The 20,580-nt window shown below is 66.5% G+C and carries 22 protein-coding genes; 16 read left to right on the forward strand and 6 right to left on the reverse strand.

Going from position 1 to position 20,580, the window contains the following annotated elements:
* The first annotated feature begins 1 nt into the window (after window position 1).
* Genes hemW through pdxY form a run of 9 tightly spaced genes read left to right on the forward strand, consistent with a single transcriptional unit; the run spans window position 2 to window position 8,876 of the window.
* The gene (gene hemW / locus QP996_RS09215) at window positions 2–1,120 is read left to right on the forward strand and encodes a radical SAM family heme chaperone HemW (RefSeq protein WP_284872349.1); all 1,119 of its coding nucleotides are present in this window, start codon (window positions 2–4) and stop codon (window positions 1,118–1,120) included.
* Between the two features lie 9 nt (window positions 1,121–1,129).
* Complete coding sequence (gene hrcA, locus QP996_RS09220; RefSeq protein WP_284872350.1) at window positions 1,130–2,143, forward strand: heat-inducible transcriptional repressor HrcA; 1,014 nt, start codon at window positions 1,130–1,132, stop codon at window positions 2,141–2,143.
* Between the two features lie 10 nt (window positions 2,144–2,153).
* Window positions 2,154–3,287 carry a molecular chaperone DnaJ gene (dnaJ, locus tag QP996_RS09225; RefSeq protein ID WP_284872351.1) on the forward strand — a complete coding sequence of 378 codons (1,134 nt, stop codon included), beginning with the start codon at window positions 2,154–2,156 and terminating at the stop codon, window positions 3,285–3,287.
* Complete coding sequence (locus QP996_RS09230) at window positions 3,284–3,982, forward strand: 16S rRNA (uracil(1498)-N(3))-methyltransferase (RefSeq protein WP_284872352.1); 699 nt, start codon at window positions 3,284–3,286, stop codon at window positions 3,980–3,982. The genes dnaJ and QP996_RS09230 overlap by 4 nt, the downstream gene beginning before the upstream one ends.
* An 11-nt stretch (window positions 3,983–3,993) precedes the next feature.
* Window positions 3,994–5,016, forward strand: a complete 1,023-nt coding sequence (locus QP996_RS09235) for a PhoH family protein (RefSeq protein ID WP_284872353.1) — start codon at window positions 3,994–3,996, stop codon at window positions 5,014–5,016.
* Window positions 5,013–5,579: an rRNA maturation RNase YbeY gene (gene ybeY / locus QP996_RS09240; RefSeq protein ID WP_284872354.1), complete on the forward strand. Its 567-nt coding sequence runs from the start codon at window positions 5,013–5,015 to the stop codon at window positions 5,577–5,579. The genes QP996_RS09235 and ybeY overlap by 4 nt, the downstream gene beginning before the upstream one ends.
* On the forward strand, window positions 5,576–6,892 hold the full coding sequence (locus QP996_RS09245; protein WP_284872355.1) for a hemolysin family protein: 1,317 nt from the start codon (window positions 5,576–5,578) through the stop codon (window positions 6,890–6,892). Before ybeY ends, QP996_RS09245 begins: the two co-directional genes overlap by 4 nt.
* Before the next feature lie 58 nt (window positions 6,893–6,950).
* Window positions 6,951–8,015 (forward strand): 2,3-butanediol dehydrogenase, encoded by a 1,065-nt coding sequence (locus QP996_RS09250; protein WP_284872356.1) that lies wholly within the window; start codon window positions 6,951–6,953, stop codon window positions 8,013–8,015.
* Between the two features lie 9 nt (window positions 8,016–8,024).
* Window positions 8,025–8,876, forward strand: a complete 852-nt coding sequence (gene pdxY / locus QP996_RS09255; RefSeq protein ID WP_284872357.1) for a pyridoxal kinase PdxY — start codon at window positions 8,025–8,027, stop codon at window positions 8,874–8,876.
* 54 nt (window positions 8,877–8,930) lie between these two features.
* On the opposite strand, the gene QP996_RS09260 is transcribed toward pdxY, so the two are convergent.
* On the reverse strand, window positions 8,931–9,968 hold the full coding sequence (locus tag QP996_RS09260) for an HNH endonuclease signature motif containing protein (protein WP_284872358.1): 1,038 nt from the start codon (window positions 9,966–9,968) through the stop codon (window positions 8,931–8,933).
* Between the two features lie 116 nt (window positions 9,969–10,084).
* Between QP996_RS09260 and era the strand changes: the two genes are divergently transcribed.
* From era to QP996_RS09275, 3 genes are read left to right on the forward strand one after another with little or no spacing between them, the layout of a single operon-like run.
* Window positions 10,085–11,068, forward strand: a complete 984-nt coding sequence (gene era / locus QP996_RS09265) for a GTPase Era (protein WP_284872359.1) — start codon at window positions 10,085–10,087, stop codon at window positions 11,066–11,068.
* Complete coding sequence (gene recO / locus QP996_RS09270; RefSeq protein ID WP_284872360.1) at window positions 11,058–11,783, forward strand: DNA repair protein RecO; 726 nt, start codon at window positions 11,058–11,060, stop codon at window positions 11,781–11,783. Before era ends, recO begins: the two co-directional genes overlap by 11 nt.
* Before the next feature lie 9 nt (window positions 11,784–11,792).
* The gene (locus tag QP996_RS09275) at window positions 11,793–12,521 is read left to right on the forward strand and encodes an isoprenyl transferase (protein WP_284872361.1); all 729 of its coding nucleotides are present in this window, start codon (window positions 11,793–11,795) and stop codon (window positions 12,519–12,521) included.
* Here QP996_RS09275 and QP996_RS09280 read toward each other — a convergent pair whose 3' ends face one another.
* Window positions 12,522–12,959: a Fur family transcriptional regulator gene (locus QP996_RS09280; protein WP_284872362.1), complete on the reverse strand. Its 438-nt coding sequence runs from the start codon at window positions 12,957–12,959 to the stop codon at window positions 12,522–12,524.
* A 15-nt stretch (window positions 12,960–12,974) separates the two neighbouring features.
* Entirely contained in the window at window positions 12,975–13,457 is a 483-nt protein-coding gene (locus tag QP996_RS09285) for an ArsR/SmtB family transcription factor (RefSeq protein WP_284872363.1), read from the reverse strand.
* Window positions 13,458–13,625: 168 nt separating this feature from the next.
* Between QP996_RS09285 and QP996_RS09290 the strand changes: the two genes are divergently transcribed.
* From QP996_RS09290 to QP996_RS09300, 3 genes are read left to right on the forward strand one after another with little or no spacing between them, the layout of a single operon-like run.
* Window positions 13,626–15,008 (forward strand): glycine--tRNA ligase, encoded by a 1,383-nt coding sequence (locus QP996_RS09290; RefSeq protein ID WP_284872364.1) that lies wholly within the window; start codon window positions 13,626–13,628, stop codon window positions 15,006–15,008.
* A gap of 10 nt (window positions 15,009–15,018) precedes the next feature.
* Window positions 15,019–15,525 (forward strand): hypothetical protein, encoded by a 507-nt coding sequence (locus QP996_RS09295; protein ID WP_284872365.1) that lies wholly within the window; start codon window positions 15,019–15,021, stop codon window positions 15,523–15,525.
* Entirely contained in the window at window positions 15,522–15,980 is a 459-nt protein-coding gene (locus tag QP996_RS09300) for a hypothetical protein (RefSeq protein ID WP_284872366.1), read from the forward strand. The genes QP996_RS09295 and QP996_RS09300 overlap by 4 nt, the downstream gene beginning before the upstream one ends.
* A 173-nt stretch (window positions 15,981–16,153) precedes the next feature.
* Here the strand turns inward: QP996_RS09300 and QP996_RS09305 are convergent, their stop codons facing one another.
* Entirely contained in the window at window positions 16,154–18,163 is a 2,010-nt protein-coding gene (locus tag QP996_RS09305; RefSeq protein WP_284872367.1) for a TPM domain-containing protein, read from the reverse strand.
* Between the two features lie 20 nt (window positions 18,164–18,183).
* Between QP996_RS09305 and QP996_RS09310 the strand changes: the two genes are divergently transcribed.
* Entirely contained in the window at window positions 18,184–19,461 is a 1,278-nt protein-coding gene (locus QP996_RS09310) for a deoxyguanosinetriphosphate triphosphohydrolase (protein WP_284872368.1), read from the forward strand.
* Here QP996_RS09310 and QP996_RS09315 read toward each other — a convergent pair.
* Window positions 19,458–19,607, reverse strand: a complete 150-nt coding sequence (locus QP996_RS09315) for a hypothetical protein (protein WP_284872369.1) — start codon at window positions 19,605–19,607, stop codon at window positions 19,458–19,460. The two genes, QP996_RS09310 and QP996_RS09315, sit on opposite strands and share 4 nt — an antisense overlap.
* A gap of 361 nt (window positions 19,608–19,968) precedes the next feature.
* Window positions 19,969–20,580 (reverse strand): IS256 family transposase (locus QP996_RS09320; RefSeq protein WP_284872370.1); only part of this gene is annotated, 612 nt, incomplete at its 5' end.

Here is a 20,580-nt window from a genome sequence, read left to right on the forward strand (position 1 = left end):
CATGGATTCTTTCGGCGTTTACGTCCACGTCCCGTTTTGCGCCACGCGCTGCGGGTACTGCGACTTCAACACCTACACACCCACCGAGGTGGATTCCTCCCACGCCCAGTACTTGGACGCGCTCGAGAAAGAACTCGAGCTCGCCGCCGCGCGCGGCCTGCCGCAAGCCGACACGGTGTTTATCGGCGGCGGCACCCCGAGCCTGCTTGCCGCCGACGGGCTCGGGCGCATCCTCGACGCCGTCCGCAACACCTTCGGCCTGAACCCCGGCGCGGAGGTCACCACCGAGTCCAACCCGGAATCCACCAGCCCCGACTACTTCGCCGGGCTCCTGGACGCCGGCTTCACCCGCGTCTCCCTGGGCATGCAGTCAGCCTCCACGCCGGTGCTCAAGGTGCTGGACCGCCAGCACACCCCGGGCCGCGCCGTCGCCGCCGCCCGCGAGGCCCGCGACGCCGGTTTCCAGCATGTGAACCTGGACATGATCTACGGCACGCCCACCGAAACCGACGACGACGTCCGCCGCACCCTCGATGCGATCCTGGACACGGACGTCGACCACGTCAGCGCGTATTCGCTCATCGTCGAAGACGGCACGGCCATGGCCCGTAAGATCCGCCGCGGCGAGCTGCCCGCACCGCAGGAGGACGTCTACGCGGACCGCTACGAAATCATCGCCGATACCCTCGCCGCCCACGGCTACCACTGGTACGAGGTCTCCAACTGGGCCAAACCCGGAGGCGAGTGCCGCCACAACCTCATCTACTGGCGCAACCGTAAGTGGTGGGGCGCGGGCCCCGGCGCGCACAGCTTCATCGCCTCCGAGCGTTTCTTCAACGTCAAGCGCCCCGAAACGTACGCACAATTGCTTGCCGACGGCGCGCTGCCCATCCAGGACACCGAACCCATCACGGAGGAAGAGGCCCACACCGAGGCGGTCATGCTCGGTTTACGGCTGAAAGAAGGGATCCCGTCGGGGTGGATCGGGGCGGGGGCACAGGATGTCGTCGATAGGCATGTGCGCGCGGGGCTGCTTGAGCAAAGCGACAGGCTGCGGTTGACCGACAAAGGGCGGCTGCTTGCAGACGGCATCATCACCGATATCCTGGCAGCCGAGTAAGGAGGCGTAATGGGTACTGCGGACCAGCGGCGCCAAGCGGTGCTGCGCGCGATCGTGGCGGACTACATTGCCAGCCAGGAGCCGGTGGGGTCGAAATCGCTGGTGGAGCGGCACAAGATGGGGGTGTCCTCGGCGACGATCCGCAACGACATGGCGGTGTTGGAGCAGCAGGGCTACATCTCGCAGACCCACGCCTCGTCCGGCCGCATCCCCACCGAGGCCGGCTACCGCGCGTTCGTGGACGCGCTGCACGACGTCAAGCCGTTGAGCGCCGCTGAGCGCCGCGCCATTTTGGATTTCTTGGAAAACGGCGTGGACTTGGAGGACGTGCTGCGCCGCTCCGTGCAGCTGCTCGCCCAGCTGACCAACCAGGCGGCGGTGGTGCAGCTGCCTACGCTGTCGGTCTCGCGTGTGAAGCACTGCGAGGTGGTGGAGCTGACCCCGACGCGGCTGCTGCTGGTGCTGATCACGGACGCGGGGCGCGTGGACCAGCGCAACGTGGAGCTTTCGGCGCCGATCGGGCCGGACGGGGTGCGGCTTTTGCGCGACCTTTTGAACGAGGCCCTGGTGGGCCAAACCATGCGCGACGCCTCCGAGGCGCTTTCTCGCCTATCGACGAAAGCTCCGCCCCACCTCGCCGACCCCACCTCACGCGCGGCAGAAGTGCTGATCACCACGCTTGTGGACGCCGCACCGGACCGGCTGATCATTGCGGGGTCGTCGAACTTGGTCGTGCCGTCGGGAGGCTTGCAGGGCGTCATCGACGCGCTTGAGCAGCAGGTGGTGGTGCTGAAACTGCTGGCCGGCGCGCAGGAACTCGAGCGGGTCAGCGTGAGCATCGGGCGCGAAAACGAGGACGAGGAATTTTCGCACGCCTCGATTGTTACAACAGCGTACGGTTCGGGCGACGAAGCACTCGGCGGCCTCGGGGTAGTGGGTCCGACCCACATGGACTACCCCGGTACCATGCAGAAGGTTGCCACCGTGGCCCGCTACATCAGCCGCATCCTGCGGGGCGAATAGAAGGGAAGTTATGGCTCGCGATTACTACGGCATCCTCGGCGTGGACCAGGAAGCCACCGAGCAGGAGATTAAGAAGGCGTACCGCAAGCTGGCGCGCAAGTACCACCCGGACGTGAACCCGTCCGAGGAGGCGGCCGAGAAGTTCGCGGAGATCGCGGCGGCGCAGGAGGTGCTGCTGGATCCGCAGAAGCGCGCGATCGTCGACCGTGGCGGCGACCCGATGGAGGCCGGCGGCGGCATGGGTGGCGCGGGCGGCTTCGGCGGCGGGGGACTCGGCGACATCTTCGAGGCGTTCTTCGGCGGCGGCGGTGCCCGCCAGCCGCGCTCGCGCGTCCAGCCCGGCAACGACGCGCTGCTGCGCACCGCCATCACCCTCGAAGAGGCGTTCGCGGGCACGAAGAAGGACGTCACCGTGGACACCGCCGTGCTGTGCGACAAGTGCCACGGCACCGGGTCGAAGACCGAGGCGAAGCCGGTGCCCTGCGGTACCTGTGGCGGCGCGGGCCAGGTCCAGGAGATGCAGCAGTCGTTCTTGGGCAACGTCATGACCACCCGCGAGTGCCCCACCTGCCACGGCTACGGCGAAGTGATCAAGGATCCGTGCACCCAGTGCGCCGGCGACGGCCGCGTGCGCGCCACCCGCGATCTGACCGTGAACATCCCCGCCGGCATCAACTCCGGCATGCGCATCCGCATGGCGGACCAGGGCGAGGTCGGCCACGGCGGCGGTCCCGCCGGCGACCTCTACGTGGAGGTGCAGGTCAAACCGCACCCGGTGTTCGTGCGCGAGAACAACGACCTGCACGTGCGCCTGACCGTGCCGATGTACGACGCAGCCCTCGGCACCGAGCTGGCTGTGGACAACCTCGCCGGTGAGCGCACCACCATCGAGGTGCCCGGCGGCACCCAGCCCGGCGACACGATCCACCTGCCCGGCGAGGGCATGCCGCGGCTGCGCGCCGAGGGCGCCGGCGACATGATCGCCCACGTCCAGGTCACCGTGCCCACCGCCCTGACCAACGACGAGCGTGCCGCCCTGCAGGACCTGCGCGACGGCCACCCGGACAACCCGGAAATCCACGTCGAGTCCGACGAGCACGGCGAGGGCTTCTTCTCCCGCATGCGCGACCGCTTCCGCCGATGAGCCTGCCGTACTTCCTCACCGACGACCCCGCCGCCGGGGTGCTCACCGGCGCGGAGGCCAAGCACGCCCACGTCAAGCGCATTCAGCCCGGCGAGCGCATCATGCTTATCGACGGCCAAGGGACCACCGCCGTCACCCGCGTCACGTCGGTGGGGTCTGGTCGGGTTGACGGAGTCGTCGAGAAGCAACAGTTTGCGCCACAACCCACGCCGCGGGTGACGGTGGTGCAGGCGGTGCCCAAGGGCGAGCGCGCGGAGCTCGCCGTGGACCTGGCGGTGCAGGGCGGCGCCGACGCGATTGTGCCGTGGATTTCGCACCGCACCATCGCGCGGTGGCCGGCGAACAAGCAGGCCAAGCAGGTGGAGAAGTGGCGCGCGCAAGCGTTGGCCAGCGCGAAGCAGGCGCGCCGGGCGTGGGTGCCGGAGGTGCGCGAGCCGGTGACGACGAACCAGCTGTCCGAGCTGCTGCACGAGCCTCACGCTCTGGTGCTGCACGAGGACGCCACCGACTCCATCCGCGACGTCGAATTCGGCGAGGACGTGTGGCTGATCGTCGGGCCGGAAGGCGGCATTGGCGAGGACGAACTGGAGGTCCTCGGCGCGCACCCGGTGAAGCTCGGGCCCGAGGTGCTGCGCACCGCCTCGGCGGCGTTTGCGGGGCTTTGCGCCATCGGGGCGTTGACCTCCCGCTGGTAGGGTTGGCCCCCATGGAAGAAATGGTGACGCGCAAGGTCGAACTCGACTCGGCGTACGCACAGTCCGTCCTAGGGATCAACGACGACAACCTGCGGGTCTTGGAGGACCAGCTTGGGGTGGGCTTCCACGCCCGCGGCACCGAGCTGACCGTCAAGGGGCACGCGGGGCAGGCGGCGCACGCGCTGCGCGTCGTCAAGGAGCTGGAGTCCATGGCGCGCCGCGGCGTCCCGCTGGGGGTGGACACGGTGGTCCAGGCGGTGCGCATCATGGAGGCGGAGGCGCCCGGTGCCGTCGCGGACATTTTGGGCGAGGAGATCATCTCGCGCCGCGGCAAGGTCATCCGCCCGAAGACGGCCGGCCAGCGCGCCTACGTTGACGCGATCGACGACAACACCATCACCTTCGGCATCGGCCCCGCCGGCTCCGGCAAGACGTACCTCGCGGTGGCGAAGGCGGTGCAAGCGCTGCAGAACAAAGAGGTCAAGCGCATCATTTTGACCCGCCCGGCAGTGGAGGCTGGCGAGAAGCTCGGTTTCCTGCCCGGCACGCTCTCCGACAAGATCGACCCGTACCTGCGCCCGTTGTACGACTCGCTGCGCGACATGATGGACCCGGAGGCGATCCCGAAGCTCATCGAGGCCGGCATCATCGAGGTCGCGCCCCTGGCCTACATGCGCGGGCGCACCCTGTCGGACGCGTTTGTCATCCTTGACGAGGCGCAAAACACCACCGGCGCACAGATGAAGATGTTCCTGACTCGCCTCGGTTTCGGCTCGAAGATGGTGGTCACGGGCGACACCTCCCAGGTGGACTTGCCGCGCGGCACCGTCTCGGGCTTGCGCGTGGCGCGGCGCATCCTCGCGGACATCGACGACATTTCGTTCCAGGAGCTCGGCGCCGGCGACGTGGTGCGCCACCACCTGATTTCGCGCATCGTCGCGGCGTACGACCGCCACGACGCGCAGAACGCCCTGCGCTACGAGAAGCGTCAGCAGGCGATCGAGGCCGAGCGGGAAGCGGAGGCGAACCAGTGAGCATTGAAGTCTTAAACGAGTCCGGCGAGGCGGAGGTCAGTGAGCAAATGCTTATCGACGTCGCGTCGTTCGCCATGCGCTCCATGGACGTCCACCCCGACGCCGAGGCCACCATCACGCTCGTGGACGAAGCCACGATGGCGGATCTGCACGTGCGCTGGATGGACCTGGAAGGCCCCACGGACGTGATGAGCTTTCCCATGGACGAGCTGACCCCCGGCGGCGGCCGCCCCGACGCGGACATGCCGGGGCCGGCGATGCTCGGCGACATCATCCTGTGCCCGGCCTACGACCGCAAACAGGCCGAAATGGCCGGCCACGACCTCGCGCACGAGATGGCGCTGCTCACCGTCCACGGCGTGCTGCACCTGCTCGGCTACGACCACATCGAGCCGAAAGACGAGCGCGAAATGTTCGCCCTGCAAAACGAGATCCTGGCGGACTGGTACGACGACCTCGTCCGCCGCGGCGTGGAATACCAGCCGAAGCCGACCGGCGCGCACGCCTTCCCGTCGGCCGCGGACCGCGACGAGCTGGACAAGCTGATGAAGGGCGCCGAGTGACGCTGACCTTCGTCTACGCGGCCATCACCGTCGCCGCGCTGCTTTTGTCCGGCCTGCTCGGCTCCATCGAGTCCGCGCTCGCCCCGATCTCGCGCGCCCGCGTCGAGGGCATGGTCAAAGACGACACCCCGGGCGCGGAGGCGCTGTTGCGGGTGGTGGACCACCGCGCGAACCACGTCAACACGCTCGTGCTGGTCAAAACGGTGCTGGATGTCGTCGCGTCCGTCACCGCCGCGATGCTCGCCATGGATGTGCTGGACTCGGACGGGTGGGCGATTGCGGTGGCGGTGATCGTCGTGACGCTGTTGCAATTTTCTATCGTCGGGGTGTTCGCGCGCACCGCGGGCAAGCGCAACCCCTACACCATCTCGCTCAAGGCGGCCCAGGGGCTGGGGGCGTTCCAGGCGGTGCTCGGGCCCGTCGCAAAGCTGTTGATTTGGGTGGGCAACCTGTTCCACCCCGGCGAGGACTTCCGCGACGGGCCGTATGCCACCGAGGTCGAGCTGCGCGAGATGGTCGAGGTCGCGCAGGAAAAGGGTGTGGTGGAAACCACCGAGGGCCGCATGATCCAAAACATCTTCGACCTGGCGTCGAACTACGCGCGCCAGGTGATGGTGCCGCGGCCCGAGATGGTGTGGATCGAGGGCGAGAAAACCGCGCGCCAAGCCACCGCGCTGATGGTGCGCTCGGGGCATTCGCGCGTGCCGGTGATCGGGGAGAGCGTCGACGAAATCGTCGGCGTGGCGTACCTGAAGGACATGTTCGACGACCGCGGCACCCCGCTCGACCCCACCACGCCGATCACCGAGTTCATGCGCGAGCCGCTGTTCATCCCGGACTCAAAGCCGCTGGACGTGCTGCTCAAAGAGATGCAGCAGTCGAACACGCACATCGCCATGCTTATCGACGAATACGGCACCGTCGCCGGCCTTCTCACCATGGAGGACCTGCTGGAAGAAATCGTCGGCGAAATCACCGACGAATACGACGAGGACGAGGAAGCCCCGGTGACCGAGGTGGAGCCGCGCGTGTTCCGCGTCCAGGCGCGCCTGCCGCTGGATGACTTGGTGGACTACCTCGCCGACAACTTGGACTACGAGCTGGAGTACGCCGAGGACGTTATCGACAACGTCGACACGGTGGCGGGGCTGTTGTCCTACGAGCTGGGGCGCGTGCCGCTGCCCGGCGCATCAATTCTTCGCGACGGGGTGCGCTACACCGCCGAAGGCGGGCGCGACCGCCGCGGCCGTATCAAGACCCGCACCGTGCTGGTGTCCGTCGCTGAGCAGGTGGAGCCGCTGCCCGGCGATTAGTCCTACTTTTCGGTAGAATAGTGCGCGTAAGCAGGTTTTTCATCGAGAGGAGCTTCACATGCGCGCTGTACGTTACTACGGCCAGAAGGACATCCGCGTCGAGGAGATCGACGCCCCGGAAGCAGGCAAAGGCGAGGTGCTCATCGACATCGCCTGGTGCGGCATCTGCGGCACCGACCTCCACGAGTACCTCGAAGGCCCGATCTTCTGCCCGAAGCCGGGCCACCCGCACCCGATCACCGGCGAGGAGCCGCCGGTCACGCTCGGCCACGAGTTCTCCGGTGTCGTCGCCGCGCTGGGCGAGGGCGTGGACGATCTTGAGGTCGGCCAGCATGTCGTCGTCGAGCCGTACGTGCTTCCCGACGATGTCGACCCGAAGGAGCCGGGCCCGTACAACCTCCACCCGGACGTGAACTTCATCGGTCTTGCCGGCGGTGGCGGCGGCCTGTCCGAGAAGATCGCGGTGCAGCGCCGCTGGGTCCACCCGATCAGCAACGACGTGCCGCTTGACGAGGCCGCGCTCATCGAGCCGCTGTCCGTCGCCCACCACGCATTCGTCGCCTCCGAGGCCGGCGAGGGCGACGTGGTCCTGGTCGGCGGTGCTGGGCCGATCGGCGTGCTCACGGCAGCCGTCGCAAAGGCTTATGGCTGCACTGTGATCGTCTCCGAGCTGTCCGAACTGCGCCGCCAGAAGGCGCTCGACGCCGGTGTCGCCGACCACGCCATCGACCCGTCCAAGCAGGACCTCAAGGAAGAGGTGCAGAAGATCACCGACGGCAAGGGTGTCGACGCTGCCTTCGAGTGCACCTCCGTCAACGTCGTGCTTGACCAGCTCGTCGATTGCCTGAAGCTCAAGGGCACCCTGGTCGTCGAGTCCATCTGGTCCAAGAAGGCCGAGCTGGACATCCACGCCGTGGTGATGAAGGAGCTGACCATCCGAGGCATCATCGGCTACGCCCACGACCACGAGCAGACCATCAAGCTCGTCGAGGAGGGCAAGGTCGACCTCAAGCCGTTCATCACCGGCAAGATCGGCTTCGACGGTGTCGTCGACGAGGGCTTCGACACCCTGATCAACCGTAACGAGACCGCCGTGAAGATCCTGGTGTCCCCGGAGCTCTAAAATGCTCGTATGAGCAACATTCTCTCCATACAGTCCGCTGTCGCGTATGGCCATGTCGGCAACTCGGCAGCGGTCTTTCCTTTGCAGCGCATCGGCCACGAAGTCTGGCCGGTGTACACCGTGAACTACTCCAACCACACCGGTTACGGCGCGTGGGGCGGGCCGATCATCCCGGCCGACGACGTCGCCGCGGTGCTTAACGGCATCCGGGACCGCGAAGCATTTTCGCTTATCGACGGCATCCTCACCGGCTACCAGGCATCCCCCGAAATCGCCGACGTGATCGTCGGCACCGTGCGCGACATCAAGACCGAGAACCCGGACGCGATCTACACCTGCGACCCGGTGATGGGTTCGGCGACATCCGGCTGCTTCGTCGCCGACACTATCCCGCCGCTGTTCCGCTCGACGATCGTGCCGGCCGCCGACATCATCACCCCGAACCAGTTCGAGCTGGGGTACCTCACCGAGCGTGACGTCACCGACCTCGATTCCACCCTGGCCGCCGTGGATGCTGCCCGCGAGATGGGCCCGTCCACCGTGCTGGTCACGTCGGTTAAGCGCCCGGAGACGCCCGAGGACGCGGTGGAGATGATCGCCGTCGACGACCACGGCAAGTGGATCGTGCGCACCCCGCGCCTGCCGTTCAAGCGCAACGGCTCCGGCGACGTGACCGCCGCGCTGTTTACCGGCCACTACCTCCGCGGCCGCGACGCCAAGGACGCCCTGGCCAAGACGGCGTCTTCGGTCTACGACTTGCTGCGCGTCACCCTCGAGGCCGAATCGCAGGAACTCAAGCTCGTCGAGGCGCAGGACTATTACGCAAACCCGCAGCTTCAGTTCGAGGTCGAGGCCCTCTAGCCGTTTTTGGGCATGCCGATGTGCCCGCCCGGTGGGCGGGTTGTCGGTGTGTGGTTAGTCGAAGAGCAGCTCCATTGCGCCTGGGGTGGTCATGGGGACGCGTGTGCCGTTGGGGGCGACCCAGTGGATGCGGGCGTTGGGGTTGTCGATGTAGCCGAACGGGCCGTTGCGGTTATCCGCGTTGACCCCGTTGTGGAAGGGGCAGAGTTCGGCGAGGTTGTCCATGTTGGTCATCCCGCCGTAGCGCCAGGCGTTGATGTGGTGGGTTTGGGTGGTTTCGGCGGAGTGTTTGCAGTCGGGAAACGCACAGGCCGGGCAGAGCAGTTTCGACATGGTCTTTTGCTTGGGGTTGGCGCAGCGTTCGGCGTAGTAGAGGTTGACGGGTCCTTCTTGTGGGTGGAACGCGGCGACTTCGAGGATGTCGCCGAATTCGTGCTGCATGTATTCGGCACCGGTCATGGTGGTGCCGTCGGTGCAGATCAGGGTGACTTCGTCTGCGTGGCCGGATTGGATGCGGGCCCAGTCGGCGATGGGCACCAGGATGATCGGCCGGAAGTTCGCCTTCGGTATGCCTTTGCCGTCGCGCAGGATCCCGATAAGGGTGTGGGCCATTTGGGCGGCGGCGGGGTCGTCTGTGTCGATGAGTTGTCGCAGCACGTGTTCTAGGTCGGCGAGGTCGCGCTCGTTGTAGGTGAGGATCATGGTGCGCATGCCCGCCTTCGAGCGGCTGAACCTGCACGAGGGTGGGGCGGGTTTGACGGGTTGTTTGATCAGGCGTTTGATGCGTTTGGTCAACGCCCTGTAGGAGCCGCGGTGGCGCACCAGGTCCAACCTAATGCGCCAGCGTTCGGCGGCGCCTTCGACGGCGAGCAACTTTTTCTCGATGTGGATGAGCTGGTCGACAGGCAGACCGTGAGCGGCTTCGAGTGCGTCGCGTTGTTTGCGGGTGAATTGGGTCGGGCCGTAATACGCGTGGTGCACCCGCGCTAGGTCGCGCACCCGGCTGGTGGACAGGCCGGCGGCCATGGCCACGTCGCGGTCGAAGCCGGCGAGCACGGCTACGCCTGCGGAAACAAAGTCGGTGAAGTTCATGGGCTGAAAGCTAGGGCAACGGATGGGCGTCGAAAAGCATCCGCGAAAAATCTGTGGATAACCGCGTTGAAGCGTCAACAAACAACGCCGTTTATCCACAGGTAGAATCCCAGGCCATGAACGACTTCCCCGATTTCCCGGACGATCTGCCCGCAGACGCCAGCGCGAACGATTTCGAGCGCGCCGACGCCGGCGGCTTCACTGACACCCCGGAGGGCTTCAGGTCGGGGTTTGTCAGCTTTGTGGGCCGCCCAAACACCGGCAAGTCAACGCTGACGAACGCGCTGGTGGGGGAGAAGATCGCGATCATGGCGGATCAGCCAGAGACGACTCGCCACCCGATCCGCGGCGTGATCAACCGCCCCGACGCGCAGGTCATCGTCGTGGACACCCCGGGTATTCACCGCCCGCGCACGCTGCTGGGCGAGCGTCTCAACGACGTGGTCAAAGACACCTTCGCCGACGTGGACGTCATCGGTTTCACGGTGCCTGCGGACGAGAAGATCGGCCCCGGCGACCGCTACATCTTGGAGCAGATCCGCGAAACTAAGCCGAATACGCCGATCGTGGGCATCGTGACCAAGCTGGACAAAACCAGCAAGGACACTGTCGGCGAGCGCCTGCTGGAGCTGCACGAGCTGCTCGGCCCAGACGCGGAGCTGGTGCCGGTGTCGGCAACGCAGCAGGTTCAGGTGGATACGCTGCTTGACGTGCTCGTCGATAAGCTCCCGCAAGGCCCGCGTTTCTACCCGGAGGGCCACACCACGGACGAGGACATGGAGACGCGCATCGCGGAGCTTATCCGCGAGGAGGCGCTGCAGGGGCTTCGCGACGAGCTGCCGCACTCCGTCGCCGTCCAAATCGACGAGATGATCCAGGAGGACCGCCGCGTCAAAATCTACGCCGTGCTCTACCTGGAGCGCCCGGGCCAAAAACGCATCATCGAGGGTCCGGACGGGCGGCGCTTGAGTCGCATCGTGCACCGGGCCCGCAAGCAGATCATTGAGCTGACGGGACAAAACGTCTACCTGGACGTGCGCGTCAAGGTGCTGAAGAACTGGCAGCAGGACCCGAAGGCGCTGGGCCGGCTTGGCTTCTAAGGCCCCGCGCCCGAACTGGCGCGACCGCGCGTTCGTGGTGCGCACTTACGACTTCGGCGAGGCGGACCGGGTGGTGGTCCTGCTCACCCAGAACCACGGGCTGGTGCGCGGGGTGGCCAAGGGCGTGCGCAAGGCGAAGAGTCGCTTCGGGTCGCGGTTGCAGCCGTTCGTGGAGGTCGACGCGCTGATCTACCCGGGCCGAGGCCTATCGACGATCGCATCCGCCGACACCGTGACCTACTTCGGCGCCCGCATCATCGACGACTTCGACCGCTACGCCGCTGCGTGTGCGGTGATGGAAACGGCGGAAAAGCTCAGCTTCGAAGAAGCGGACCCCACCCTGTTCGCCCTGGTCCAAGACGCGCTGCGCAACCTGCAGACGGACCAGCACCCCACGATGGTCCTCGACGCGTTCATCTTGAAGGCCACCGAGCACGCCGGCTGGGGGTTGAGCCTGTTCAATTGCGCGAACTGCGGCGCGCCCGGCCCGCACAAGGCGTTCAACGCCACCGTTGGCGGGGCGGTGTGCAACAACTGCCGCCCGCCGGGGTCCATGGACGTCCACCCCGAAACGCTGCACGAGATGTGGCTGATGGAGAGGGGCAGCGAAGTGCCGTCGATACGCGCGGCGCAAATTCACCGCGCAACCGTCGCGCACCTGCAATTCAACCTGGAAACCGGGCTGAAAAGCTTCAAGATTATGGAGCAGGCATAATTGACGCCCATGGGCGCACCGAGAATTGACACGAAGTTCATCCCGAAGCACATCGCGCTGGTGATGGACGGCAACGGCCGTTGGGCGCAGCAGCGCGGCCTGAAGCGCACCGAGGGGCACAAGGTGGGCGAGGAAAAGCTCATGGACGCCGTCGACGCGTGCATCGAGCTCGGCGGTGTCGAATGGCTCTCCGCGTACGCGTTTTCCACCGAAAATTGGAAGCGCAGCCCTTCCGAGGTGCACTTTCTCATGAACTTCACGCGCGAGGTGCTGCGCCGCCAGCGCGACGAGCTGCATGAGAAGAACGTGCGCGTGGTGTGGTGCGGGCGCCGCCCGAAGCTGTGGGGCAGCGTCATCGAGGAACTCGAGGTCGCCGAGGAGCTGACCAAAAACAACACCGGCCTGACCTTGGCGATGTGCGTCAATTACGGCGGGCGCGCGGAGATCACAGATGCGGTGCAAAAGCTTATCGACGATGGCGTGTCCACCGTCGACGAAAAAACCATCGCCCGCTACCTGTACCGCGCGGACATGCCGGACGTGGACCTGTTTCTGCGCCCGTCGGGCGAGCAGCGCACGTCGAACTTCCTGCTCTGGCACTCCGCGTACGCGGAGATGGTGTACCAGGACGTGCTGTTCCCGGACTTCACCAAACAAGACCTGTGGGACGCGGTGCTCGAGTACGCGAAGCGCGACCGTCGCTTCGGCGGCGCGGTGGACAAGTTCGCGGATAAGTAGTTAGCGTTTGGCCTGGCAGGCGCGGCACACGCCGTAGATTTCGGCGTCGTGGCCGACCAGCTCGTAGCCGTAGTGCGAGGCGACGACCTCGGCCCACTTCTCCACGGGCCCGCCTTCGATTTCCTCGCTGCGGCCGCACTCAGCGCACACCAGGTGGTGATGGTGGTGGCCGGACAGGCAGTCGCGGTAGAGGGTTTCGCCGTCGGGGGACTGCAGCACGTCCACGGCCTTGACATCGGCGAGCGATTGTAGGGTGCGGTAGACGGTGGTGAGGCCGACGGACGCGCCGTCGGCAAGCAATTGCTCATGGATGGTTTTCGCGGACGCGAACTTGTCCAGCCCCCGCAACGTCTCCACGACGGCGGCGCGCTGGCGCGTCATGCGCGGGCCCAGCTTGGGCACGGGGCGGGGATGCGCCCGGCGGTTCGGTTGCGTCATACCATTGCAGTCTACCTAGTCGCGCACGGGCTTTGGCGTCTGCGGGGCCAGGCCAGGATCCGTTTCGGGGCGCACCGCGGCAGGCGGGTCGACGATCGCCGCGCCGCTGGAGCCGCTGGCGTGACCGATGTCGCGGTTGCGCTTGCGTTTGCGCAGCTCGGCCAGCTCGTCCTGGGCCTCGGTGAGCTTCTCCAGTGACGCCAGCTCGTGGATGATGCCGATGATGTCCGGCTGGTCCAGCGCATAGAGCACCTCGCGGCCCTTGCGCGACGCGGAGACCAACCCCGCCGAACGCAGCACCCGCAGATGCTGAGAAATCAGCGGCTGCGACTTCTCCAACTCGGCGACCAGCTGGTGCACCACCATCTCTTCCTCGGCGAGCAGCAGGAGAATCTCCAGCCGAGTCTTCGAGTCCAACACTTTCACAAGCGCAGCGGTGCGGTCTATGTCCTCGTCCGCCAGCTTTGGAAGGTCCGCCAACGGGAAGCGTTCGCTCACGGCGTCCCCTTTCCTCAGCACCAATGGGAAACAATTATTTTTTCAGAATACAAGAACGCCCCGACAGAGTGGGACTTATGTCCAAACTGGGCGGGTAACCGGAGGCGTCGTAAGGCGGGCTATGCTGTTGTCCGTAATTTGCACGCACTTTCCCACCAGGAGATGTTGATGCCCGCATCAAAGATTGAGACCGTCGTTAACCTGTGCAAGCGCCGCGGACTGGTGTACCCGGCCGGCGAGATCTACGGCGGTACCCGCTCCGCGTGGGACTACGGCCCGCTCGGCGTGGAACTGAAGGAAAACCTCAAGCGCCAGTGGTGGAAGCACATGGTGCAATCCCGCCGCGACACCGTCGGCGTGGACACCTCCGTCATCCTGCCCACGCGCGTGTGGGAAGCCTCCGGCCACGTCGAGGTGTTCACCGACCCGCTCGTGGAGTCGCTGTACACCCACAAGCGCTACCGCGCCGACCACCTGCTTGAAGCCTACGAGGAAAAGCACGGCCACCCGCCGGCAAACGGCCTGGCGGACATCAACGACCCGGAAACCGGCCAGCCCGGCAACTGGACCGAGCCGAAGGCGTTCTCCGGTTTGATGAAGACCTACCTGGGTCCGGTGGACGACAAGGAAGGCCTGCACTACCTGCGTCCGGAGACCGCGCAGGGCATCTTCGTGAACTTCAAGAACGTGATGACGTCGTCACGCATGAAGCCCCCGTTCGGCATCGCCAACACCGGCAAGAGCTTCCGCAACGAGATCACCCCGGGCAACTTCATCTTCCGCACCCGTGAGTTCGAGCAGATGGAGATGGAGTTCTTTGTCAAACCCGGCGAGGACGAAAAATGGCACGAGTATTGGATTGACAACCGCTACAACTGGTACGTCGACCTGGGCATCAACCCCGACAACCTGCGCCTCTACGAGCACCCGGAGGAGAAGCTTTCCCACTACTCCAAGCGCACCGTCGACATCGAGTACGCCTTCGGCTTCACCGGCTCCAAGTGGGGCGAGCTCGAGGGCGTGGCCAACCGCACCGACTACGACCTGCGCACCCACGCCGAGGCCTCCGGCGAGGACCTGAGCTACTTCGACCAGGAGTCGGGCGAGCGCTGGATTCCGTACTGCATCGAGCCCGCCGCGGGCCTGGGTCGTGCGATGATGGCGTTCCTCATCGACGCCTACGACGAGGAAGAGGCCCCCAACGCCAAGGGCGGCACCGACACCCGCGTGGTGCTGCGCCTGGACCGCCGCCTCGCCCCGGTGAAGGTGGCGGTGCTGCCGCTGTCGAAGAAGCCGGAGCTGTCCGGCCCGGCCGAGGAGCTCGCGGCGAAGCTGCGCCAGCACTGGAACGTCGACTTTGACACCTCCGGCGCGATCGGCCGCCGCTACCGCCGCCAGGACGAAACGGGCACCCCGTTCTGCGTCACCTACGACTTTGACACCCTGGAGGACCAGGCAGTCACCGTGCGCGAGCGCGACACGATGGAACAGGAGCGCGTGCCGCTGGCGGAGCTGGAGTCCTACCTGGCCGCCCGCCTAATCGGCTGCTAGATTTTCGCTCATGCATTACGTGAGCTGGGACCGCACGAACCGGGACGCGCCGAAGCTGCTGGCCGAGGACGGCCCGGACGTCCTCGGCGTGTTCGAGCACGACCGCGCGATCGTGTGCGGCCAGAGCTGGGATCTGACCGCGCACGCCGAATCGGGCGCTGTGGCCACGTGCGCCGGCGAGGAGATCGTGCGCACCTCCGACAGCCTGAAGCGCGCGAAGCGCATCGACGCGGTCGTGGACGGCACCCCGTATGCGCTGATCCCGGAGACGTCCAAGAACTGGGTGGTCGAGGGCCCAGACGGGGAGAAGGTCGCGCAGTTCACCCAGGACCACAACGGGGTGCGCAAGGCCATCCTCGAGTTCGAGGGCGAAACCGACCTGCCGCCCGTGCACGTCGCGGGCCTGGCGTGGCTTTCGCGCTGCGTGCTGGAGGCCCGCAAGATGGTCAATTCCACCGCGTTGATTGCCACGCTGGTGTTCCTGTCGCTGTTTGTCGTGGTGGTGGCTGTGCTGTGATTTGGCAGGAAGCTTCGCTTATCGACGACCAAAGGTCCATCGCCGAATCCACCCCCGACACGATCACGGTGGGCGAGACCGTGCTTCGCATCACGTCCGATAATCCGGCGAAGTTCCGCGCCTTCGACGTTGCGACGAACGAGGAGTACGTCCTGCGCAAAGCCGGGTTCACGGTGTCGCGCTACGCCGCGGACTGCGCCGGCCGCCGCTACAGCTTGAACCGCTCGGGCTTCGACTTTCTGGCCGGCGCGGTGACCCCGAAGCGCGAGATCCGCGACGGCGCCGGCGAGCTCATCGCCGTGACCCGGGGCTTCCCGTCCGGCGAGCTGGGCGTCGACGTGGCGGAGCCGACGCTTCGCGCCGGCGGGTTCGACGAGATCCAGCTCGTCGACCTCGCGTTCATGTCCTGGGCGCTGACCTTCGTCGACGCGCCCGCCCGCCGCACGCGCTACTGAGCACTCGCACGGCGCCGCAGCGCACTCCTGCGGCGCGGCCCGCCCCTCCACCGCGCAAACCCCTATTAAGCGACCCAGAGTATGGCCGTTTTTGGGCCATACTCTGGGTTTGTTGCTCTGGGTTTGTCGGGTGGGGCGGGGGAGCGGTTTTGGAGCGGGCGGCCCCGAGATGCCTAGAAGGTGCCGCCGCGGTTGGAGGGGCGCCCGCCGGAGAACCCGCCGCCGCCTCCGAAACCACCGCCGCCAAAGCCGCCGCCTCCGCCGAAGCCGCCGGAGAGCATCGAGCCCCACAGCACCGCGCTGGCCAGCGAGTCGGCGGTCTGACGGTTGCGCTGGGCCTGGTAGCGGCGCAGGTCGTCGTTCGCGGCGGCCTCGGCGCGGCGTGCGGTGTCGGTGGCGGCGCGTGCGGCGTCGATGCCCGTGCGGGTGTCGCGCACGCGCAGCTGGTGGGCCTGCGCGTACTGGCGCTTCGCCTCCGCGAGCAGGGTGCGCGCGTGCGAGCCGATGATGCGCCCGCGCGAGAGGATCAGGTCTTCGGCGCGCTGGATTTGGGCGCCGGCGACTTGCATTTGCTGGTCGAAAAGCTGCAGCGCGCGGGACTGGTCGCCGGCGATGCCCTTGGCGCGATCCAGCGCGGCGTCGATGTCGGCGTCCATGCTGGTCAGCTCCTGATACAGGGCCAGCGGGTCGGACTCGTCGCGGTCGCCGATCTCGCTCAGCATGCGTTGGGCCTTGGAGGAGACGGTGTCGAGCGAAGCGACGTCGATAGGCGCGCCTTGCGCACGAGCACCCTTGACTCGCTCGATTTCGCGCAGCTCGTCGCGGATCTCGGAGATCAGGGCGGGCAGGTTGGCCTTCGCGGCGCGGATGTTGTCCTCGGCGTGCTCGATGGCGGCGAGGTTGGTGTCGGAGACGTTGACGGCGCGGGTGGCGGCGGCCAGCGTGTCCAAAAGCGCGCCCTGGCGCCCGGCAGGCTTATCCGCCAGCGTGCGCGCCTCGCCGAGGGCCTTTTCCGCCTCGTCCAGCGACGCTTCGGCCAGGTCCACGTTGTCCACGATGGATTCCAGGATCTGCGCCGGGTACTCGCCCTGCAGCTGCGCCAGCGTCGCTCGCGCGGGCTCCAGGCGCGCCCGGATGTCCACGGTGCGCGCGAGGACCTTCTCCACCTCCTCGGGCGCGCGCATGAGCACGCCGCGCATCTCGTTGAACTCGGTGGTCTTGTCGCGCAGCGCCTGCTCCGCGCGGCCGGACGAGGAGATGATGTCCACCAGCATCGCGCGCTTTTCGGGTTCGGTTTCCGGGATGGCGTCGTAAAGCTTCTGGTGCGTTGCAAACGCGCGCTGCAGGGTGGTGGTGGCCTCGTTCATCGCGGAGGTGAACGGGCGCACGCGGTCCGCGCCGAACTCGGCGGTGGCAAGCTCGAGCTCCTGCTTGCCCTGGGTAATCGAGTCGTCGGCGGAGACCAGCGCGTCGCGCGCGACCTCCTCCAGCGTCGGCGTAGGCAGGCGCCCCAGCGAGTCGGTGTCCGCCGGGTCGAGCGCCTTGGCAGACTCGATCTGCTTGGCCTGCTGCTTCTTCGAGCCCTTGCGGGTGGCCGCGTACACGCCGCCGCCCGCCAGCGCCGCCACGCCGAGGCCGCCTGCGAGCCAGCCGACGCCATCGCCTGCGCCATCGCCTGACGACGAGCCCCCGCCCGCCACCGCATTCACCGCATTCAACGCCGCGGACGACCAGTTCATCTGCGACAGCTGCGCGTGCGCGGCGGAGTTCATGCGGTCGATCTCGGACTGGGTCCACTCCTCGCCGCCGCCGACGTTGTACAAGCGCTCGTCCGGCGAGATCGCCAGCACGGCGGTATTCGAGCCGTTCGCTGTCACGGCCTTGTCCACCCACTCCGGCGGGGTGTACTGCCCGAACGAGCGTAAGAACACCACGCGCACGGACTTGCCCTGGGTCTTGCTGACGTTTTGGATCGCGTCTTCTATCTCGGCCAGCTCGGCAGGCGAGAGCACTGCGGCGTCGTCGGTCACCGGCTGCGTCAGCCGACCGGGTTCGAGGGATGCCTTGGTGGCGGTGGCTTGGGCCTGGATGTGGGCGGGCGGAGCTTCCGTCGCAAAGCTGGGTGCAGCGGCGACAAAAAGGCCGCCGGACACGGCGAGGATGCGCAAGTAACGGCTAGTCATGCCGACTAGGGTAGCGCGACGTGTACGTTTACAACGCCGCCGATACCCTGCGCCGCGCCGACGAGGCGCCGAAGGGCGCGCAACTCGCCCCGGATTCGCGCGGGGATTTCGCCCGCGACCGCGCCCGCGTGCTGCACTCCGCGGCGCTGCGCAGGCTCGCGGACAAAACGCAGGTGGTGGGCCCGCGCGACGGCGACACCCCGCGCACGCGCCTGACGCACTCCCTGGAGGTCGCGCAGATCTCGCGCGGCATCGGCGAGGGCCTGGGCCTCAACCCCGACCTGTGCGAGATGGCCGGGCTCACCCACGACATCGGGCACCCGCCGTACGGCCACAACGGCGAGGTCGCGCTCAACGAGGTCGCGCCCTGCGGCTTCGAGGGCAACGCGCAAACGTTGCGGATCCTTGCGCGCCTGGAGCCCAAAGTGCTTATCGACGGCACGTCCTTCGGCCTCAACCTCACCCGCGCATCGTTAGACGCGGCCGTGAAGTACCCGCTGACGCGCACGAACGCGGACGGTTCTGTGAACCGGAAGTACTCGGCCTACGACGAGGACGCCGCGGTGCTGGAGTGGGTGCGTGAGGGGCACGTCGATGGGGCGCCGCCGATGGAGGCGCAGGTGATGGACTTCTCCGACGACATCGCCTACTCCGTCCACGACGTCGAGGACGGCATCGTCTCCGGGCGCGTATCGCTGCGCGTGCTGTGGGACTTCGTCGAGCTGGCCGCGCTGGCGGAGAAGGGCGCGGCCGCGTTCGGCGGCGACGCGGACTCGCTTGTCGACGCCGCCGACCGCCTGCGCTCCCTACCCGCCATCGCCGCCGCGAGCGAGTTCGACTACTCCCTCGGTGCGTGGACGGGGCTGAAAGCGTTGACGTCGCAGCTGGTGGGCCGCTACGTCGGCGCCGTCACGCGTGCCACCCGCGAGGACGACGGCAACCGTGCCCTCGCGGACGCTTCGAACCTCGGCCTCGGCCGGCAGCACGGGCGCCTGGTGGTCCCGCCGGACGTGGAGGCCGAGGTCCGCCTGCTCAAGACCGTCGCCGTGCTCTATGTCATGGACCAGCCCGCCCACCAGGCGCGCCAGGACCGGCAGCGCGACCGCATCTACCGCGTCCACGAGTACCTGCGCGCCGGCGCGCCGGGCACCCTGGACACGATGTTCCAGGCGTGGTTCAACGCCGCCGAGACGGACCTGGAGTGCGAGCGGGTGATCGTGGACCAGATCGCGTCCATGACCGAGTCGCGCCTGGAGCGCACCGCGAAGAAGGCCGCCGCCTTCGAGGGGTACTTCTAGGGCCGTTCATCCATGGATTCTTTGAAGGCGTCCAGCTCGTCGAGGATCTCGGCGACTGGGATGTTGGAGCGTAGGAACGCAGCAAGGTCGCGGTCGATGATCTCTGCGACTTCGAGGCACAGCTCGTGGCACTCTCGTGGCGTCAATCGTCGGTTTGTGCCAGTTACCGGAACCCCATTAGGGGCGATGGATTCGTGATGCGCAATTCTGTTGCGGATGTAACGAATCGGCGAGATTTTCCTGAAAATCCATTCCCTCGTAATCCCGTATGTACGAAATTCTGGATCCTGTAGGCGCTTTCCCAATGGCTTCGCACCTCTGAAGGTGACTTCCAGCGCTTTTGGGGTCCAGATCTTGTCATGGTCCGCAGTCTCAAACGGTGGTTTCAGTCCTGTTTCACCCCCTTTGTCCAACATGTTGGTCCAGGTGCGGAACATTGAGGCGGTCAAGTCCCGTGTAGTGGTGTAGCCGTTTGTACTTTCGGCTCGGTATGAAGTTGGGGGTTTGTTAGGCGGTTAGCTGGTGGTGGTCGCCATGATCGTCTCCTGGGTGGTGCATGAGGTGTTTGGTCTGTTCGAGTGCGGATAGTGACATGTAGCGTTTTTGTTGGATCCAATCGTCGTGTTGCTCGGCAAGGACCGCGCCGACAAGCCGGATGATCGATTCGCGGTTCGGGAAGATACCCACGACGTCGGTGCGCCGGCGGATTTCCCGGTTTAACCGCTCGGTGGGGTTGTTTGACCACACCTTCGTCCAGACTGGTTTCGGGGCTGCGGTAAACGCCAGCACCTCATCGAGTGATTCCTCCAAGTACGCCGCTACCTGGGGGAATTTCGGTTCCAGCAAGTCGACGACTTCGCGGGCTTGGGCCCAGGTGGATTGGGCATCAGGTTGTTGGAAGATGGTCTGGAACATCGCTGAGACCATCGGCCATTGTGTCTTCGGGACTTTCTCGTAGAGGTTTTTCGCGAAGTGGGTGCGGCAGCGCTGCCACGACGCGTCAGGCAGCACTTCGGAAATCGCGTGCTGGATGCCCTCGTGAGCGTCACTGGTGATCAGGAAGACACCGCGAAGCCCGCGCGCTTTGAGGTCTTGGAAGAAGCCTTTCCACGATGCGTT

The sequence above is a fragment of the Corynebacterium sp. MSK008 genome, from assembly GCF_030232585.1.
Taxonomy (GTDB): domain Bacteria; phylum Actinomycetota; class Actinomycetes; order Mycobacteriales; family Mycobacteriaceae; genus Corynebacterium.

Bases quoted from the DNA above. Each gene is read 5' to 3' on its own strand.
- hemW (WP_284872349.1), top strand. From the start codon at position 2: ATGGATTCTTTCGGCGTTTACGTCCACGTCCCGTTTTGCGCCACGCGC.
- hrcA (WP_284872350.1), top strand. From the start codon at position 1,130: ATGGGTACTGCGGACCAGCGGCGCCAAGCGGTGCTGCGCGCGATCGTG.
- dnaJ (WP_284872351.1), top strand. From the start codon at position 2,154: ATGGCTCGCGATTACTACGGCATCCTCGGCGTGGACCAGGAAGCCACC.
- QP996_RS09230 (WP_284872352.1), top strand. From the start codon at position 3,284: ATGAGCCTGCCGTACTTCCTCACCGACGACCCCGCCGCCGGGGTGCTC.
- QP996_RS09235 (WP_284872353.1), top strand. From the start codon at position 3,994: ATGGAAGAAATGGTGACGCGCAAGGTCGAACTCGACTCGGCGTACGCA.
- QP996_RS09250 (WP_284872356.1), top strand. From the start codon at position 6,951: ATGCGCGCTGTACGTTACTACGGCCAGAAGGACATCCGCGTCGAGGAG.
- pdxY (WP_284872357.1), top strand. From the start codon at position 8,025: ATGAGCAACATTCTCTCCATACAGTCCGCTGTCGCGTATGGCCATGTC.
- QP996_RS09260 (WP_284872358.1), bottom strand. From the start codon at position 9,968: ATGAACTTCACCGACTTTGTTTCCGCAGGCGTAGCCGTGCTCGCCGGC.
- era (WP_284872359.1), top strand. From the start codon at position 10,085: ATGAACGACTTCCCCGATTTCCCGGACGATCTGCCCGCAGACGCCAGC.
- QP996_RS09275 (WP_284872361.1), top strand. From the start codon at position 11,793: ATGGGCGCACCGAGAATTGACACGAAGTTCATCCCGAAGCACATCGCG.
- QP996_RS09280 (WP_284872362.1), bottom strand. From the start codon at position 12,959: ATGACGCAACCGAACCGCCGGGCGCATCCCCGCCCCGTGCCCAAGCTG.
- QP996_RS09290 (WP_284872364.1), top strand. From the start codon at position 13,626: ATGCCCGCATCAAAGATTGAGACCGTCGTTAACCTGTGCAAGCGCCGC.
- QP996_RS09295 (WP_284872365.1), top strand. From the start codon at position 15,019: ATGCATTACGTGAGCTGGGACCGCACGAACCGGGACGCGCCGAAGCTG.
- QP996_RS09305 (WP_284872367.1), bottom strand. From the start codon at position 18,163: ATGACTAGCCGTTACTTGCGCATCCTCGCCGTGTCCGGCGGCCTTTTT.